The sequence below is a fragment of the Bacillus sp. B25(2016b) genome (assembly GCF_001679765.1).
GTDB classification, from domain to species: Bacteria; Bacillota; Bacilli; order Bacillales; family Bacillaceae_G; genus Bacillus_A; species Bacillus_A thuringiensis_K.
Genome location: NZ_CP016285.1, coordinates 1,144,848 through 1,160,084, shown reverse-complemented (window position 1 = coordinate 1,160,084; position 15,237 = coordinate 1,144,848). Strand labels below are relative to the sequence as shown.

Here is a 15,237-nt window from a genome sequence, read left to right as displayed (position 1 = left end):
GGCGCCAATTAGTGAATATTTCTTTCCTTTTCACTACAAGCGTCGCTCTTACAATCGTTACAGTAAATTTTTATTTAGGGGGATCTACATGAGTCAAACAATAGGGAGAATTGAAGAAATTTCATTTTATAGCGCATCACTTCAAGAAGACGTTACACTTCTCGTTTATTTACCTGTAAATTACACACCACTGCACAAACATACAGTTGTAATTGCACAAGATGGTAGAGATTATTTTCAGCTCGGTAAAGCGCACCGTGTAATTGAGCGCCTTCGTGAAACCGAAGAAATTGACCGTACAATTATTGTCGGTATTCCATATAAAAATGTACATGATCGTAAAGAAAAATATTTCCCAAATGAAGTGAAAAATGCTGCATATATTCGTTTCCTTGCTCATGAACTTGCACCATACATTGATGAAAATTATCCAACGTACCAAATGGGAAAAGGTCGTGTTTTAATTGGTGATTCTCTTGGCGGAACAGTTTCCTTTATGACTGCACTTATGTATCCGCATACATTCGGTAAAGTCGTTATGCAATCACCATTTGTGGATGAGACAGTGATGAACTTAGCAAAAGAATTCACAGATCCACAGGCGTTAGAACTGTATCACGTCATCGGTACAGAAGAAACGGCTGTAAAGCGTACTGATGGACAAGTATCGGATTTCGTAGGGCCGAACCGTGAGTTAAATAAGCTTCTTACAGATAGAAATTTCATCACGCATTACGAGGAGTTTGAAGGCAATCATACTTGGAAATATTGGCAAACTGATTTACCGAAAGCCTTCTCTCATATTCTAGCAATGAAATAATAGAGAGCAGTATTCAGAATAATTTGATATAATAGATAAAGAGATTTATTTATCTCAAAATCTAACTAGACTTACAAAGGGAGGAATTGGAACATGAAATTAGGCATTGTAATTTTTCCATCTAAAATGATTCAAGATAAAGCGAACGGATTGCGTAAACGTTATGACCCGCACTACGCATTAGTTCCACCACATATTACATTGAAAACACCCTTTGAGGCGCAAGATGAACAATTAGAGTCGATTGTAAACGAATTACATACAATCGCAAGTAAAACGAACCCTTTCACCCTTCATGTTGGGAAAGTTGGTTCATTCGCACCTGTTAATAACGTCCTTTACTTTAAAGTAGAAAAAACACCTGAACTTACTTTCTTAAATGAAGAAATGCATAGCGGGTTATTCACGCAAGAACGCGAATATGCTTTCGTACCTCATTTAACAATCGGACAAGGCTTATCAGATGCAGAGCATGCTGATGTTTTGGGCCGATTACGTATGAAAGATTTCTATTACGAACAGCCAATTGATCGTTTCCATCTTCTATATCAATTAGAAAATGGAACATGGACTGTACACGAAACATTCCGTCTTGGAAAGGGGAACAACTAATTTGCACGCACAGATTGTACAAACGGACGAACAACTAAGAGATGCATTCTCTGTACGTAAACAAGTGTTTGTAAATGAACAACGTGTCTCTGCTGAAGAAGAGTACGATGAGTTTGAAGAAACTTCCACACACGTTGTTATATATGACAATGATGTTCCAGTTGGTGCTGGACGTTTTCGCACCCTTGATGGTATAGGAAAAATGGAACGCATTTGCGTGTTAGGTTCCCATCGGAAAAAAGGTATCGGAAAAATTGTTATGGATGCGCTTGAAGCGTATGCAAAGGAAAATTCGTTACCGAAATTGAAACTTCATGCTCAAACACATGCTGAAGATTTCTATAAAAAACTTGGATATGTAACAAGTTCTGATGTATTTATGGAAGCAAATATCCCGCACGTCGTAATGATAAAAGAATTGTAATTTGAAAGCAGGAGGTGACCCCTCCTGTTTTTTTACATTGCTATTTTCTTTTTCTTCCGCTAAAGTTAAATGTTGATGCTATAGTTTTGAAGGTGAACATATGACACAAGAAAAATTTTCACAAAAATCGTTAACACACGCTGATATTCCGCGTGCGACATATCATATTCCGAAAACATCTACCCATTTAATTATGGAAGAAGATGTAGATGCGGCTTATTTCCGCGCTCTAGAACAACAAAATGTTTTTTTAAACGAAAAACAATTAGAAGCTGTGCGCACAACAGAAGGTCCTGTTCTTACACTAGCTGGTGCCGGAAGCGGGAAAACATCTGTTTTAACAACTCGCGTTGGTTATTTAGTAAATGTAAAACAAGTTCATCCACGAAATATTTTATTACTTACATTTACACAAAAAGCTGCTGAAGAAATCCGAAGTCGTGTTGCGAAGTTACCAGGTATGAATCATGCAGCAAGTAGCTACGTAGTTGCTGGTACATTCCACTCTGTTTTCTTAAAATTGCTTCGTAGTCAAGGGTATAATCAACAAATTTTAGCAAATGAAAAACATAAACAAATTATGATAAAGAAAATCTTAAAAGAATTGCGTTTAAAAGACGATTACGATGCTGAAACGATGCTCGCGATGATTTCACTTGAAAAAAACAAATTAAATCGTCCGAAAGATGTAAAAGCGAAAACACCAGTGGAACAAGAATTTAAAGAAGTATATGAACGTTTTGAAGAGGTAAAACAACGATACAATTATATTGATTTCGATGACATCTTATTGGAAACATATTATATGTTAGAAAATAATGCTCCTTTACTAACTCAATTACAACAACGTTTTCACTACATTGAAGTAGATGAGTTTCAAGATACATCCTATGCACAATATGAAATTGTAAAATTGTTAGCCACGCCAAGAAATAATTTGTTCATCGCAGGTGATGATGATCAAGCAATTTATGGCTGGCGAGGGGCAAGTCACCAAATTATTTTATCTTTTCCAAAAGAATTTGATAACACAACAATTATTGCACTAAATACGAATTATCGATCCAATCCCTTTATCGTCGGGCTTGGAAATGAAGTTATAAAATTAAATCAAGAACGTTTTGATAAAGAGCTATACTCCGTTCGCGAGGAAGGTGTACAACCTTTTTATGCACGACCTGCTACGACTCTTGATGAAGCAAATCAAATTTTACAGCTCATTCAAGAAAAAGTAGATAGCGGTGACCGAAACTATAAAGATTTTTGTTTACTGTATCGCACACATTCTGTAAGTCGTTCGTTACTTGATCAGCTTACCATTCATAAAATCCCGTTTATTAAACACGGGGCGAGCCAATCATTTTATGAACATTCTTTAATTAAGCCTGTATTAGATCATTTAAGACTCGTGATTGAGCCGTTTCGGCTAGAATCACTTTCAAACATATTGCCGACGATGTATATCGGACGTGATGATTGTATTTCATTTATTGAACGTGAACAATGGAAATATGGTGAGGGACGCTTCCCTTCTCTTCTTCATTTCTTACTATTAAATCCAAGCTTAAAACCTTTTCAAGTGAAAAAGGTAAATGAGCGCATCGATTTTATTAAGTTTATTAAAGAATTAGAACCGAAAAAAGCATTAAAAGAAATTATTCATGGTAAAGGAAAATATTTAGAGTACTTACAAAGTAACGATCGTTCTTCCTTTACGATGCATAAAGACATACAAGAAGAAATGTTGGAAGAATTAATGGAGTCTGCAACTCGTTTCACCGATATTCCAGCTTATTTACAATTTATCGACGAGGCGATTCAAGGTCAAAAAGAAATGGAAGCATTAAAAACAATGCCGCAAAAAGATGCCGTTTCACTTATGTCAATCCATAACGCAAAAGGCCTTGAATTTCCATGTGTCTTTTTACTTGGAGCGAGTGATGGAATCCTGCCCCATACTTCTTCTTTAAAAGATGCAAATGATCGTATTACGGAAACTTCTGAAGCGTTAGAAGAAGAACGCCGATTACTGTATGTCGCCATTACACGTGCAAAAGAAGAACTTTACATTTCTTCTCCGCAATTTTTCAGAGGAAAGAAATTAGATATATCTCGTTTTTTATATACTGTGCGAAAAGATTTACCTGAAAAGACATCCACTAAATAAGGATGTCTTTTTTTATATCACGTTATGTACATCCCTCCTATATAAATTCCCTGTTTTTATCGTGAGAATTAACGTAATATCAGCCATATCCCACTCATATTGTAATAGTGTATGTCAGAACTCACGAGAAGGAGTGAACATAATGAGCTGCAATTGTAACGAAGACCATCATGAACATGATTGTGATTTCAACTGTGTATCTAATGTCGTTCGCTTTATACATGAACTGCAAGAATGTGCAACGACAACATGTGGATCTGGTTGCGAAGTTCCATTTTTAGGAGCACATAACACTGCATCAGTAGCGAATACACGTCCTTTTATTTTATACACAAAAGCCGGAGCACCTTTTGAAGCATTTGCACCATCTTCAAGCCTTACTAGTTGCCGATCTCCAATTTTCCGCGTAGAAAGTATAGATGATGATGACTGTGCTGTATTACGTGTATTAACTGTAGTATTAGGTGATAACTCACCCGTACCACCTACTGATGACCCAATTTGTACGTTTTTAGCTGTACCAAATGCAAGATTAGTATCAACCTCTACTTGCATTACTGTTGATTTAAGTTGCTTCTGTGCTATTCAATGCTTACGCGATGTTACAATTTAAAACTAAATAATGAGTTAAGTATGGATTGGGTGGCAGATAATTCTGCCACCCAATCCATGCTTAAAGAGTATTATTATGTAAATTTCTTAAAATTGGGAACTTGTCTAGAACATAGAACCTGTCCTTTTCATTAACTGAAAGTAGAAACAGATAAAGGAGTGAAAAACATGTTCTCTTCTGATTGCGAATTTACTAAAATTGATTGTGAGGCAAAGCCAGCTAGTACACTACCTGCCTTCGGTTTTGCTTTCAACGCGTCTGCACCTCAGTTCGCTTCACTATTTACACCACTACTATTACCTAGCGTAAGTCCAAACCCAAATATTACTGTTCCAGTAATAAATGATACAGTAAGTGTTGGAGATGGCATTCGAATTCTACGAGCTGGTATTTATCAAATCAGTTATACATTAACGATTAGTCTTGATAACGCACCTGTAGCACCAGAAGCTGGTCGTTTCTTCTTATCATTAAATACGCCAGCTAACATTATTCCTGGATCAGGTACAGCGGTTCGTTCTAACGTTATTGGTACTGGTGAAGTAGACGTATCCAGCGGTGTTATTCTTATTAACTTAAATCCTGGTGACTTAATTCAAATTGTACCAGTTGAGTTAATTGGAACTGTAGACGTCCGTGCAGCAGCATTAACAGTTGCACAAATTAGCTAGTAAAAAGCGGTATTTCTAATACAGAAATACCGCTTTTTATATGTATAATAAAAAACACTCACAGTAACATGAGTGTTTCATTCTTCATATTGTTTTATTGTGTTCTTCTTTTTCCCACAATTACATCCCTTTTTCTTCACAAATCCTTGTTGTTGCAATTGTTCTTGATATGCCTGTTGTTGTGCATGGTGCTGTTGCTGTATTTGATACCACTGCTGCAGGTCATATGAATTTTGCCTTGGATTATTGCTCACAGCAAACATCTCCTCTACTGTCAATTCTGTCTATTTACTATATGAACAACTCTTTATTTCCGTTCCCTCATTCTTTTAAACTCCGCTTTTTCTCTTATTATGAAAATATATTATTCTCCCATAAAATATCCTGTAATCGTTTCAATGATTGCTGCTGCTCCTGCAATAGCCAATAATGCAAGTAACGGCTCCGCAACAATAGGAATCCAATTATATAAAACTAATAAAAAAGCACTAACCCATACACCTGTACACCAATAACAGCTTAATAATTCGCCAATCCACTTTCTTAATCCTTTACCTTTCACTTTTGTAAACGTTGATACACTTCCATCTGGCTCCGTAATCTCTAATTCATCAATAAATGGTCTTCGCAAAAAGGCTGTAATTTTATCATAAACAATTAAACGAGTGAGCCTAAAGGCTGCTAACGCGAAAATAAAAAATAAAAGCCAGCTTGTAAACAGCATAATTCCACCTTCCCTTATCCTCTTTCGCCTATTTAAAAAAAAAGGTCTTGAGATTGTGACCAAATCTCCTCGACTCCAATATCTTATTAATGTAAATACAAACAAGAAGATAAGGAGTGACATTAATGAGTTGTAACGAAAATAAACACCATGGCTCTTCTCATTGTGTAGTTGACGTTGTAAAATTCATCAATGAATTACAAGATTGTTCTACAACAACGTGTGGATCTGGTTGTGAAATTCCATTTTTAGGTGCACACAATACTGCATCAGTAGCAAATACACGTCCTTTTATTTTATACACAAAAACTGGAGAACCTTTTGAAGCATTTGCACCATCTGCAAGCCTTGTTGGCTGCCGATCTCCAATTTTCCGTGTGGAAAGTGTAGATGATGATAGCTGTGCTGTACTACGTGTATTAAGTGTAGTATTAGGTGATAGCTCTCCTGTACCACCTACTGATGACCCAATTTGTACGTTTTTAGCTGTACCAAATGCAAGACTAGTATCGACATCTACTTGCATTACTGTTGATTTAAGCTGTTTCTGTGCGATTCAGTGCTTACGCGACGTTACTATCTAATGTGAAGTGAACTAAAAAACTATTGGGGTGGTAGAAGCTTTCTACCACCTTTACATATTTAAAAGCCGGCCATACTAATCGATTGGATATCATCTATAGACAACCTAATATCTCTCATACTATTTTGCGGCATAATAGATACGATGCCATTACGATACGATATGATTGATCCAACATAAGAAACTGTAGCTGTTTTTATTCTACACCTTACTTTCGGAATGTAATGAGGGCGGTTTAATAAAAAATGAATTTTTTCATCATTATTCATATCCTTAAATGATTTATTATACGGGACGGTTCTTACCTGCTCTTGCTCTTCTTGTTCTTCTTGTTCTTCTTGTTCTTCTTTTTCCTCTTCTTCTATTTTTCCTTCCACTTGCTTCTCTTCTTGTTGTTCTTGTTCTATTACCTCTTCCACAGCACTACTTACAATATTTTCTTGTCTATTACTTTTTTCTTTTTGATCTTCATTTTCAAAGTTTGTCAGGATAATCCTTTTTATTTTCGGTGCAGCAAGTTCTAAACTTACTTGCGTAATATATAACAACGGTTTTCCAACTGTTGAACTTTTATTTTTATTCTTCACACTCGTCCCTCCCACTTCCATACGTAGCTGAATAAATCGTGTACTATTATAGTTATATTCATCACGTGGCAAGAACTTTCGTTAAAAATCGTTCTTTCTAAGAACAAATAAAAAGGACAATCTCAGCATTTAGAGATTGTCCTTTAAAAATTAATATTATATTTATCCTAGGATATGATACCCTGAATCAACGTGAATGTTTTCTCCTGTTACACCGCGTGCTAAATCACTGAATAGGAATACTGCTGTATCGCCAACTTCTTCTTGCGTTGTTGTACGACGAAGTGGTGCGCGCTCCTCAATTTCTCTTAAGATTGAGTTGAAATCGCCTACACCTTTTGCAGATAACGTACGAATTGGTCCTGCAGAAATAGCGTTGACGCGAATACCATGTTGACCTAAATCGTTCGCTAAATATTTCACGCTCGCTTCTAATGAAGCTTTCGCAACACCCATAACGTTATAATTTTTCACAACGCGCTCGCCGCCAAGATATGTTAACGTTAAAATATTTCCGCCTTCTGTCATTACTTTCTTCGCTTCTCTTGCTACAGCTGTTAAAGAGAATGCACTAATATTTTGTGCAAGTAAAAATCCATCGCGAGAAGTATCTACAAATTCACCTTTTAAGTCATCGCGATTTGCAAAAGCAATACAATGTGCTACACCGTGAATAGTACCTACTTCTTGTTTAATTGTTTCAAAACAAGCTGTAAGTTCCTCATCATTCGTTACATCACAAGGTAATACAAGTGATTCTTGCCCTTCTAATGTGTCCGCTAATTCACGAACGTTTCTTTCTAAACGTTCTCCTGCATATGTGAAGATTAATTTTGCACCTGCATTATGCAAAGAGCGAGCAATTCCCCATGCAATACTTCTTTGGTTCGCAACGCCCATAACAACAAATGTTTTCCCTTGTAATAGTTCCATGATATATCCTCCCAGAAATACTTATACTTGTTATTAGTACCTGATACTATAATTATAGTAACATAAAACCGCTTAAAGGCAAACAAAAAAGTCATTAACAGAAATTTGTTAATGACTTTTGGTTTCTATAAAAAAGCGCTCTAATCCTTCTTCCCAAGACGGCATTTGTAAAAAACCATTTAATCGTAGCATGTTATGTTGAAAGATAGAATATTTGGGCCTTGCAGCCGCAGCTCCGAATTCTTCCGTTGAAACAGGTAATACATTCACTTTCATATTGGCGTACGAAAATATTTTTTGTGCAAATTCAAACCAAGAGCATGAACCTCTGTTTGATACGTGGTATGTACCGTATAAAGAAGTATGAATGAGCTTATTAATAACCATATTTAAATCCGCCACATACGTAGGAGAGCCAACTTGATCCGCTACAACAGATATTTCATCTCTTTCTTTTCCTAATCGTATCATCGTTTTTACGAAATTATTTCCATATTTACCATATAGCCACGATGTGCGAACGATAAAATATTTATTATGTAACTCTTTGACGAACTGCTCCCCCGCATACTTAGAGGCTCCATATATATTTACCGGAGCAGGACTATGAAATTCATCGTACCCCTCTGGTCTGGCGCCTTGAAATACATAATCAGTACTAATATAAACTAGCTTCGCCCCTACTAATTGTGAAGCGACCGCTACATTTCGAGCTCCAATTGCATTTATTCTATATGCAAGATCCTGTTCTTTCTCTGCATGATCTACTTTCGTATAGGCAGCACAATGAATAATTATATGTGGTTTTATTTCTTGTACCACTTGTTGTATTCGGGATATATTTGTGACATCTAGTAACTTTTTATCAAATGCATATATATCATATTCTTCAGAGTTTAACTCTTCAAATAGTTGCTTTCCTAATTGGCCGTTTGCTCCTGTTATGATAACCCTCTCTTTCATTTAACATGCCCCTTACTAATCTTTTAGTGGTTTCCACCATTCCTTATTCTTTTCATACCATTTCACCGTCTCTTGTAATCCTTGTTGAAATGTATATTTCGGTTCCCAATCAAATTCATTCTTCATTTTCTCTGCATCAATCGCATAACGACGATCGTGCCCTAAACGATCTGTAACATATTCAATATCTTTTTTTGTTTTTCCTAAAAGAGTAATAATTTGTTCCACAACTTCTACATTTGTTTTTTCATTATTTCCACCTATATTATATACTTCTCCTACACGTCCCTTATGCAGAACAACGTCAATCGCACTGCAATGATCCGTTACATGTAACCAATCTCTTACATTTAAACCATCACCATATAACGGTAATTTTTTTCCTTCCAGTGCATTCGTAACCATTAATGGAATTAATTTTTCGGGGTACTGGTACGGCCCATAATTGTTAGAACAACGCGTTACTATAACTGGTAATTGATATGTTTTATAGTAAGATAGAGCTATCATGTCCGCGCTCGCCTTACTTGAAGAATATGGACTATTTGGAGCTAACGGCGTTGTCTCTATGAACTTCCCTGTTTTTCCTAAAGAACCATACACTTCATCTGTTGACACTTGCACAAGTTTTATATGCGAATATTTTTTAACTAGTTCTAATAAAGTGACCGTCCCAATTACATTTGTATCATAAAAAGGAATCGGATTTTCAATACTACGGTCCACATGTGATTCAGCTGCAAAATTTACAATCACTTGTACGTCTCGCTCTTTTATGATGTGTTCTAATAGCTCTCCATTTTGAATTTCTCCTTTTACAAAAGAGTAATTCGGGTGATCCTGAAGAGATTTTACATTATTTAAATTCCCGCTATATGTTAATGCATCGTAATTAATAATTTTATATGTTTCATAACTTTGTAGCATGTAATGAACGAAATTACTTCCAATAAATCCAGCCCCACCTGTTACTAATATATTCATAAACAACTCTCCTACTTAAAAACTATCTTCATATTCCTCTAGTAATGGCAATATCCGGTCCTTATCGGACAATATGGGATCTGTTACCGGCCAAGGAATTGCTAAATCTTTATCTTCCCAAAGTAATCCAGAGTCATGCTCTGCACTATAATATTCATCTACTTTATACATAACGATAGTATGCGGGACAAGCGTGCAAAAACCATGGGCAAATCCTTTTGGCACTAGTAATTGCCGATGGTTATCTGCACTTAAAATATACCCTTTCCATTGTTTAAATGTTGGTGATTTTTTTCGCAAATCAACGATAACATCATAAATTGCTCCTTGCATAACTTGAATGAGTTTCGTTTGTGCTTTCGGTTTTTTTTGAAAGTGTAGCCCCCGTATCGTTCCTGCCTTAACCGAATAAGATACGTTATCCTGTACAAATGAATACGTAATCCCTAATGTTTCTAGCACCTGCTTATTATAGCTCTCTGAAAAAAAGCCACGCTCATCTCCAAATAACCTCGGTTCTAACAATTTTGCATCGGTAAAATTTGTTTCTATAACTTTCATATTCTCACCTATTCTCCGTTAAACTGTTTCCCAAAGTTAATATCCTGTGCTAACGTATTCGCCTTTTGAAGAGAAGCATGAGTTCCAGCATCAGTCCACCAACCGCTCATTTCATTATAAGTAAGTACCCCTCGTTTTAAATACCAATTATTTATATCTGTAATTTCAAGTTCTCCCCGTGCAGAAGGTTTTAATTCTTTTATATAAGAAAAGACTTTCGAATCATACAAATAAATTCCCGTAACAGCATAAGAACTTTTCGGCTCTTTCGGCTTTTCTTCAATTTCAACTATTTTTCGGTTTTGAATATGTGCTACGCCAAATCTTTCGGGATCTTCTACAGATTGCAATAGTACTTTCGCACCTTCTTTTTGATTTGCAAACTCTTCAACATACGGAAGAATATCATCTGAGAAAATATTATCTCCTAATATAACTACCATACGATCATTCCCGACGAAATCTTCACAAAGCCCTAACGCCTGTGCGATCCCGCCCGCTTTATCTTGCACACGATACGTAAAGGACACGCCAAATTCATGACCACTTCCTAAAAAGCTAACAACATCCCCCATATGCTCTTTACCTGTAATAATCATAATATCTGTAATATCGCATTGTTTTAGTTTATATACCGCATGATAAATCATCGGATACCGCCCAACAGGAAGTAAATGTTTATTCGTTACTTTCGTTATTGGATATAATCTCGACCCAGTACCACCTGCTAAAATAATTCCTTTCACTCTGCATCTCTCCTTTATGATGGAGATAATATATCTTTGTAATGTTCTACAAACACTTTCCGGTACTTCTCATATGTATCCGCATCAAACTCATCCCCGTTGTAATGAATACACCATAAATTTGCTTGATTTGGGATACCGATTAAATAACCAGCCCTTTGAAATTCTAAAGACTGTGACACATCATAAAAGTGAAACCCTTGAAATAAATCTTCTCGCCACGGAATATCATACTGCGTTGCCATAAATAAACCATCAATTGCCTGAACTGACAAAAATGGTTGATTACCATAAAAAACCTGATCCAAATTTAATAATTGATAATTCCGTCTTCTATATTCAATCACTTTCCCTACTAAATTTTTCCCTTCCCACCATATCCCGTTATTCGGTAAAAACTGAGCCCCAGCGACCCCTATTAAACCAAGCTTTTCATTTTCTTCAAAAAGAGATATAAGTGTATAAAACATATCTCGATTAATAAGATATGTATCTTGATGTATATACACTTTGTATTTCGCTGGATATGAAAGGGCTCGGTTATATGCACTTGCCATACTTTGTGCATCTCGTATCGGAAAAATTTGTACAGCGTAACCAGGGGGAACAAAAATGTTTCTTATTTGGCTCTCACATTGTTTAAAAAGCTCCTCATTATTTACACAAACAACGACTAATATTGTATGATCTTTCATTTTTGTCCCCCCTTTATTCTTCCTTATTTACATCTGCCATATAGTGTTCTACAAATATTTTTCGATACTTTTCATAGTTCGTCATATTCACATCAAAATGATAATGGATGCACCAAGCATCGCGCTGTACAGGTACACCGACTGTATATCCTGCTTTTTTAAATTCAAATGATTGAGATACATCATAAAAATCAAATCCGTCAAATAAGTCTTCTCGCCACGGAACATCATATTGTGTCGCCATTAATAAACCGTCAATACATTCTACAGGAATAAATGTTTTTGATTCATGATACGGTTGTTCTAAACTTGCCATATAAAACAAATCATTCATATAACCAATGACCTTTCCTACAATTCCACGCCCTTCGTTCCATACACCAGTTGGAGGAACATATTGCGCTCCAACCATCCCAATCATACCAAGGTGTTCATGTTCCTCAAATAATTGAAGTAATCCATATAAAAAAGCTCTATTTATAATAAAAACATCTTGATGTAAATACACTTTATACTTCGCTGGATGCGAAATAGCTTGATTGTATCCACTCGTCATACTTTTCGCATTTCGAATCGGCATAAATTGAACAATATACCCTGGAGGTACTAACAATTGCAATATATGTCGCACGCAGTTTGCATACAATTTCCGATCATTTATACATGTAACAAATAATATTGTTTTGTCTGCAGCACTCATAATTGTGATTTTTCAGCTTCAATAATATACTGAAATACAACTGTCTCAGCCATGAAGCCACTTCCAAGACGATATTTTTTACAAATTCCATACAACTCCTCAATAAGCGGCTCATACATTTTATGATCAACATATACACGATCTACTTTACTAATAACATATCCTGCTTTTAAAAACATTCTTAGCATTTCATTAAATGTAAAGAAACGAATATGTGTTTTATCTAATAAACCATATTCTGTATACGTCCAATTTCCGGCAAGTAAGGGCGCTAATACTGAAATATGAGCAACGTTTGGTATACTTGCTAAAATCACACCATTTTGCTTTATATATGGCTTAACCTTTTCAATCACAGCCCACGGATCAAATAAATGCTCTAATACATCTCCAAATAGGATGCAATCAAATTGCCCCTCCTCATAAGGAAGATCTATTTTTTCTATATCCCCTAAAATAACATGATCTAGTATTTCTTTCGCTTTTTCTGCAGCCTCTGGAAATGCCTCAATTCCTGATACACGTGTACCGTTTTCTTTAATAGCTGCTCCCAATGCACCGCTCGAGCAACCAATATCAAGAACTTCTTTCCATTCCTTTTTTATATGCTTTAATAAATTCGGATTCGCTGCATTATAATAATGCTCGGATTTTTCTTCATATAAAGAACTTTTTTCGCGATTCATTTCACACACTCCTTATGCAAATTGAATTAGAAATATAAATCTCATATGAATTCTATAAAGTGTAGTTTTTGTTCATCCCCCACTGATTATTAGCCCGCAAATAGCAGTATAAAAATTTTTATCTATATTGGTTACGTTACTGATACTCTAATATATAACCAATCTATTAGAGTTAGAATAACGATAAATCATTTCTAAAAAAACGAAACCTATTACGCTTTATATGGTTTATCAAAAACTCCCCGAAAATATTTACGGTTATATTCAATTGCAGCATTATTCGGAACATAAGAAGCTGCTAATTCATTGTAATAATATGCTTTATCCTGCTCTCCTAACCTGCTATAACAAATACACATTTGTAAATAGGGTAGCCATGTGTAGCTAGCTGGACTATGGAAAGGACTTTCCGTTGCCATTGGTACTTCCGTTGCAAGTTTAAACCAAAATATCGCTTCATTATATTTTTCTTGTTCCATATATATATATCCTATTCTTGTACAATTCTCTCCTCTAGGGACGTCATACCGAAACGACTTCACACAAGATTCAATTGCCTTCTCCCACATTCCGAGCTTCGCATAGCAATCTCCTAACTTACCACATGCATAAATTTTTTCTTCATACCATCCTTCGTCCTGATTAAGAAATGTTTCATAAAGAAGAACTGCATCATCATATTTTTGGTTATCCATAGATTCATTTGCGTAATAAAATAAATCCCTCGGACTCAATTCTTCCCCTGCAGCTACAGTGTTTTGAAAAATTCTCAAATTACGATCTGTTACTTTTTTTTCTTTTTTATGCGTAATAGCAACATTACTACTAAAAACCTCACCAGAAATAGCTAAATACTCGTGAACCTTTCCAAACCATTGAAATTGTTTTTCACGTTTTACAAGTCGATTTCTTTTTGTACAATATAAAGGTTTCCCGTTAGAATCCATTGCAAGGTGATAAGACATCGAAACGGCATCAATTTTAGGATCTAATTCTCTTTTTAAAAGTTTCAACGCTTCTTGAGCATCTTCTAATAATACGTCATCTGCATCTAGCCACAATATATACTCTTGCGTCGCTTTTGAAAAAGAAAAATTTCTTGCTGCTGCAAAATCATCAATCCACTGGAAATCATATATGTTAGAAGTGTATTTCTCTACGATTTCTTTCGTTCGATCGACGGAACCTGTATCAACTACTATAATTTCATCCACAATTTTTTCAACTGTGTCTAAACAACGGGCTATTGTCTCCTCTTCATCTCGAACAATCATACATAAACTAATTGTAATTCCTTGCTTGTTCAACATAATCACCCTCTTCCAAATCAATCATATGTTATACCTATACTAAACTTTCCATTTTTTTAAATTGTTCAAGTAGTTTAAGATTTCTTTTCAATAATTCAAATGTCCGTGTCATTTTCTTTCGGTTTTGCATCTACTATATAATGAACGCTTTATGGAGGTGAATTTATGTCAAATAATAATTATTCAAATGGATTAAATCCCGATGAATCTTTATCAGCTAGTGCATTTGACCCTAATCTTGTAGGACCTACATTACCACCGATACCACCGTTTACCCTTCCGACTGGGCCGACCGGGCCGACTGGACCGACCGGACCTACAGGGCCGACTGTACCTACGGGGCCAACTGGACCTACTGGACCAACTGGTGACACTGGGGCTACTGGACCTACTGGACCTACGGGGCCTACTGGTGACACTGGGGCTACTGGACCTACGGGGCCTACTGGTGACACTGG

The 15,237-nt window shown here is 35.9% G+C and carries 19 protein-coding genes and 1 pseudogene; 8 read left to right on the top strand and 12 right to left on the bottom strand.

The genetic code is table 11. The features are described from left to right. Positions 1-88: 88 nt before the first annotated feature. From BAQ53_RS05975 to exsF, 6 genes are all read left to right on the top strand, one after another. Positions 89-820 carry an alpha/beta hydrolase gene (locus BAQ53_RS05975; RefSeq protein ID WP_208906600.1) on the top strand — a complete coding sequence of 244 codons (732 nt, stop codon included), beginning with the start codon at positions 89-91 and terminating at the stop codon, positions 818-820. A gap of 93 nt (positions 821-913) precedes the next feature. Beyond that, positions 914-1,432, top strand: coding sequence for a YjcG family protein (locus tag BAQ53_RS05970; RefSeq protein ID WP_000765863.1), 519 nt, complete (start codon positions 914-916; stop codon positions 1,430-1,432). Between the two features lies 1 nt (position 1,433). Then, positions 1,434-1,856, top strand: coding sequence for a GNAT family N-acetyltransferase (locus tag BAQ53_RS05965; RefSeq protein WP_000543305.1), 423 nt, complete (start codon positions 1,434-1,436; stop codon positions 1,854-1,856). A 100-nt stretch (positions 1,857-1,956) separates the two neighbouring features. Further along, the gene (locus BAQ53_RS05960) at positions 1,957-4,023 is read left to right on the top strand and encodes an ATP-dependent helicase (protein WP_000191198.1); all 2,067 of its coding nucleotides are present in this window, start codon (positions 1,957-1,959) and stop codon (positions 4,021-4,023) included. Positions 4,024-4,165: 142 nt separating this feature from the next. Next, positions 4,166-4,636, top strand: a complete 471-nt coding sequence (cotY, locus tag BAQ53_RS05955) for a spore coat protein CotY (protein WP_001277698.1) — start codon at positions 4,166-4,168, stop codon at positions 4,634-4,636. Positions 4,637-4,803: 167 nt separating this feature from the next. Next, entirely contained in the window at positions 4,804-5,307 is a 504-nt protein-coding gene (gene exsF / locus BAQ53_RS05950; protein ID WP_000492936.1) for an exosporium protein ExsF, read from the top strand. 77 nt (positions 5,308-5,384) lie between these two features. Here exsF and BAQ53_RS05945 read toward each other — a convergent pair whose 3' ends face one another. Both BAQ53_RS05945 and BAQ53_RS05940 read right to left on the bottom strand, forming a co-directional pair. After that, complete coding sequence (locus BAQ53_RS05945; RefSeq protein ID WP_033672524.1) at positions 5,385-5,570, bottom strand: hypothetical protein; 186 nt, start codon at positions 5,568-5,570, stop codon at positions 5,385-5,387. A gap of 101 nt (positions 5,571-5,671) precedes the next feature. After that, the gene (locus tag BAQ53_RS05940) at positions 5,672-6,031 is read right to left on the bottom strand and encodes a DUF1360 domain-containing protein (RefSeq protein WP_000899662.1); all 360 of its coding nucleotides are present in this window, start codon (positions 6,029-6,031) and stop codon (positions 5,672-5,674) included. A 125-nt stretch (positions 6,032-6,156) separates the two neighbouring features. On the opposite strand from BAQ53_RS05940, the gene exsY reads away from it, so the two are divergent. After that, complete coding sequence (exsY, locus tag BAQ53_RS05935; protein WP_001277741.1) at positions 6,157-6,615, top strand: exosporium assembly protein ExsY; 459 nt, start codon at positions 6,157-6,159, stop codon at positions 6,613-6,615. A gap of 58 nt (positions 6,616-6,673) precedes the next feature. Here exsY and BAQ53_RS05930 read toward each other — a convergent pair whose 3' ends face one another. The 10 genes from BAQ53_RS05930 to BAQ53_RS05885 all read right to left on the bottom strand — a co-directional run bounded on the left by BAQ53_RS05930 (position 6,674) and on the right by BAQ53_RS05885 (position 14,779). Then, positions 6,674-7,222 carry a spore coat CotO family protein gene (locus BAQ53_RS05930; protein ID WP_208906936.1) on the bottom strand — a complete coding sequence of 183 codons (549 nt, stop codon included), beginning with the start codon at positions 7,220-7,222 and terminating at the stop codon, positions 6,674-6,676. A 141-nt stretch (positions 7,223-7,363) separates the two neighbouring features. Next, positions 7,364-8,134: an enoyl-ACP reductase FabI gene (gene fabI, locus BAQ53_RS05925; RefSeq protein WP_000421886.1), complete on the bottom strand. Its 771-nt coding sequence runs from the start codon at positions 8,132-8,134 to the stop codon at positions 7,364-7,366. Positions 8,135-8,242: 108 nt separating this feature from the next. Then, a complete protein-coding gene (gene rfbD / locus BAQ53_RS05920; RefSeq protein ID WP_000664658.1) occupies positions 8,243-9,097 on the bottom strand; it encodes a dTDP-4-dehydrorhamnose reductase in 855 nt (284 codons plus the stop codon). 15 nt (positions 9,098-9,112) lie between these two features. Next, complete coding sequence (gene rfbB, locus BAQ53_RS05915) at positions 9,113-10,081, bottom strand: dTDP-glucose 4,6-dehydratase (protein ID WP_001024167.1); 969 nt, start codon at positions 10,079-10,081, stop codon at positions 9,113-9,115. 15 nt (positions 10,082-10,096) lie between these two features. After that, positions 10,097-10,642 (bottom strand): dTDP-4-dehydrorhamnose 3,5-epimerase, encoded by a 546-nt coding sequence (gene rfbC, locus BAQ53_RS05910; protein WP_000864167.1) that lies wholly within the window; start codon positions 10,640-10,642, stop codon positions 10,097-10,099. A gap of 8 nt (positions 10,643-10,650) precedes the next feature. Continuing rightward, entirely contained in the window at positions 10,651-11,388 is a 738-nt protein-coding gene (locus BAQ53_RS05905; RefSeq protein WP_000676158.1) for a sugar phosphate nucleotidyltransferase, read from the bottom strand. A 14-nt stretch (positions 11,389-11,402) separates the two neighbouring features. Next, a complete protein-coding gene (locus BAQ53_RS05900; RefSeq protein WP_000651519.1) occupies positions 11,403-12,083 on the bottom strand; it encodes a glycosyltransferase family protein in 681 nt (226 codons plus the stop codon). Between the two features lie 13 nt (positions 12,084-12,096). Then, positions 12,097-12,783: a glycosyltransferase family protein gene (locus BAQ53_RS05895; RefSeq protein ID WP_001271182.1), complete on the bottom strand. Its 687-nt coding sequence runs from the start codon at positions 12,781-12,783 to the stop codon at positions 12,097-12,099. Beyond that, a complete protein-coding gene (locus tag BAQ53_RS05890) occupies positions 12,780-13,469 on the bottom strand; it encodes a class I SAM-dependent methyltransferase (protein ID WP_001078429.1) in 690 nt (229 codons plus the stop codon). The genes BAQ53_RS05895 and BAQ53_RS05890 overlap by 4 nt, the downstream gene beginning before the upstream one ends. Positions 13,470-13,681: 212 nt before the next feature. Beyond that, entirely contained in the window at positions 13,682-14,779 is a 1,098-nt protein-coding gene (locus tag BAQ53_RS05885) for a glycosyltransferase (RefSeq protein ID WP_208906599.1), read from the bottom strand. Positions 14,780-14,944: 165 nt separating this feature from the next. Here BAQ53_RS05885 and bclA point away from each other — a divergent pair. Continuing rightward, positions 14,945-15,237: pseudogene (gene bclA / locus BAQ53_RS26585) on the top strand (collagen-like exosporium glycoprotein BclA); the annotation flags it as partial.

What these genes read in the sequence shown, in the direction of transcription:
- BAQ53_RS05975 (WP_208906600.1), top strand. Translation starts at nt 89, where the DNA reads ATGAGTCAAACAATAGGGAGAATTGAAGAAATTTCATTTTATAGCGCA.
- BAQ53_RS05970 (WP_000765863.1), top strand. Translation starts at nt 914, where the DNA reads ATGAAATTAGGCATTGTAATTTTTCCATCTAAAATGATTCAAGATAAA.
- BAQ53_RS05960 (WP_000191198.1), top strand. Translation starts at nt 1,957, where the DNA reads ATGACACAAGAAAAATTTTCACAAAAATCGTTAACACACGCTGATATT.
- cotY (WP_001277698.1), top strand. Translation starts at nt 4,166, where the DNA reads ATGAGCTGCAATTGTAACGAAGACCATCATGAACATGATTGTGATTTC.
- exsF (WP_000492936.1), top strand. Translation starts at nt 4,804, where the DNA reads ATGTTCTCTTCTGATTGCGAATTTACTAAAATTGATTGTGAGGCAAAG.
- BAQ53_RS05945 (WP_033672524.1), bottom strand. Translation starts at nt 5,570, where the DNA reads ATGTTTGCTGTGAGCAATAATCCAAGGCAAAATTCATATGACCTGCAG.
- BAQ53_RS05940 (WP_000899662.1), bottom strand. Translation starts at nt 6,031, where the DNA reads ATGCTGTTTACAAGCTGGCTTTTATTTTTTATTTTCGCGTTAGCAGCC.
- exsY (WP_001277741.1), top strand. Translation starts at nt 6,157, where the DNA reads ATGAGTTGTAACGAAAATAAACACCATGGCTCTTCTCATTGTGTAGTT.
- BAQ53_RS05930 (WP_208906936.1), bottom strand. Translation starts at nt 7,222, where the DNA reads ATGGAAGTGGGAGGGACGAGTGTGAAGAATAAAAATAAAAGTTCAACA.
- fabI (WP_000421886.1), bottom strand. Translation starts at nt 8,134, where the DNA reads ATGGAACTATTACAAGGGAAAACATTTGTTGTTATGGGCGTTGCGAAC.
- rfbD (WP_000664658.1), bottom strand. Translation starts at nt 9,097, where the DNA reads ATGAAAGAGAGGGTTATCATAACAGGAGCAAACGGCCAATTAGGAAAG.
- rfbB (WP_001024167.1), bottom strand. Translation starts at nt 10,081, where the DNA reads ATGAATATATTAGTAACAGGTGGGGCTGGATTTATTGGAAGTAATTTC.
- rfbC (WP_000864167.1), bottom strand. Translation starts at nt 10,642, where the DNA reads ATGAAAGTTATAGAAACAAATTTTACCGATGCAAAATTGTTAGAACCG.
- BAQ53_RS05900 (WP_000651519.1), bottom strand. Translation starts at nt 12,083, where the DNA reads ATGAAAGATCATACAATATTAGTCGTTGTTTGTGTAAATAATGAGGAG.
- BAQ53_RS05895 (WP_001271182.1), bottom strand. Translation starts at nt 12,783, where the DNA reads ATGAGTGCTGCAGACAAAACAATATTATTTGTTACATGTATAAATGAT.
- BAQ53_RS05890 (WP_001078429.1), bottom strand. Translation starts at nt 13,469, where the DNA reads ATGAATCGCGAAAAAAGTTCTTTATATGAAGAAAAATCCGAGCATTAT.
- BAQ53_RS05885 (WP_208906599.1), bottom strand. Translation starts at nt 14,779, where the DNA reads ATGTTGAACAAGCAAGGAATTACAATTAGTTTATGTATGATTGTTCGA.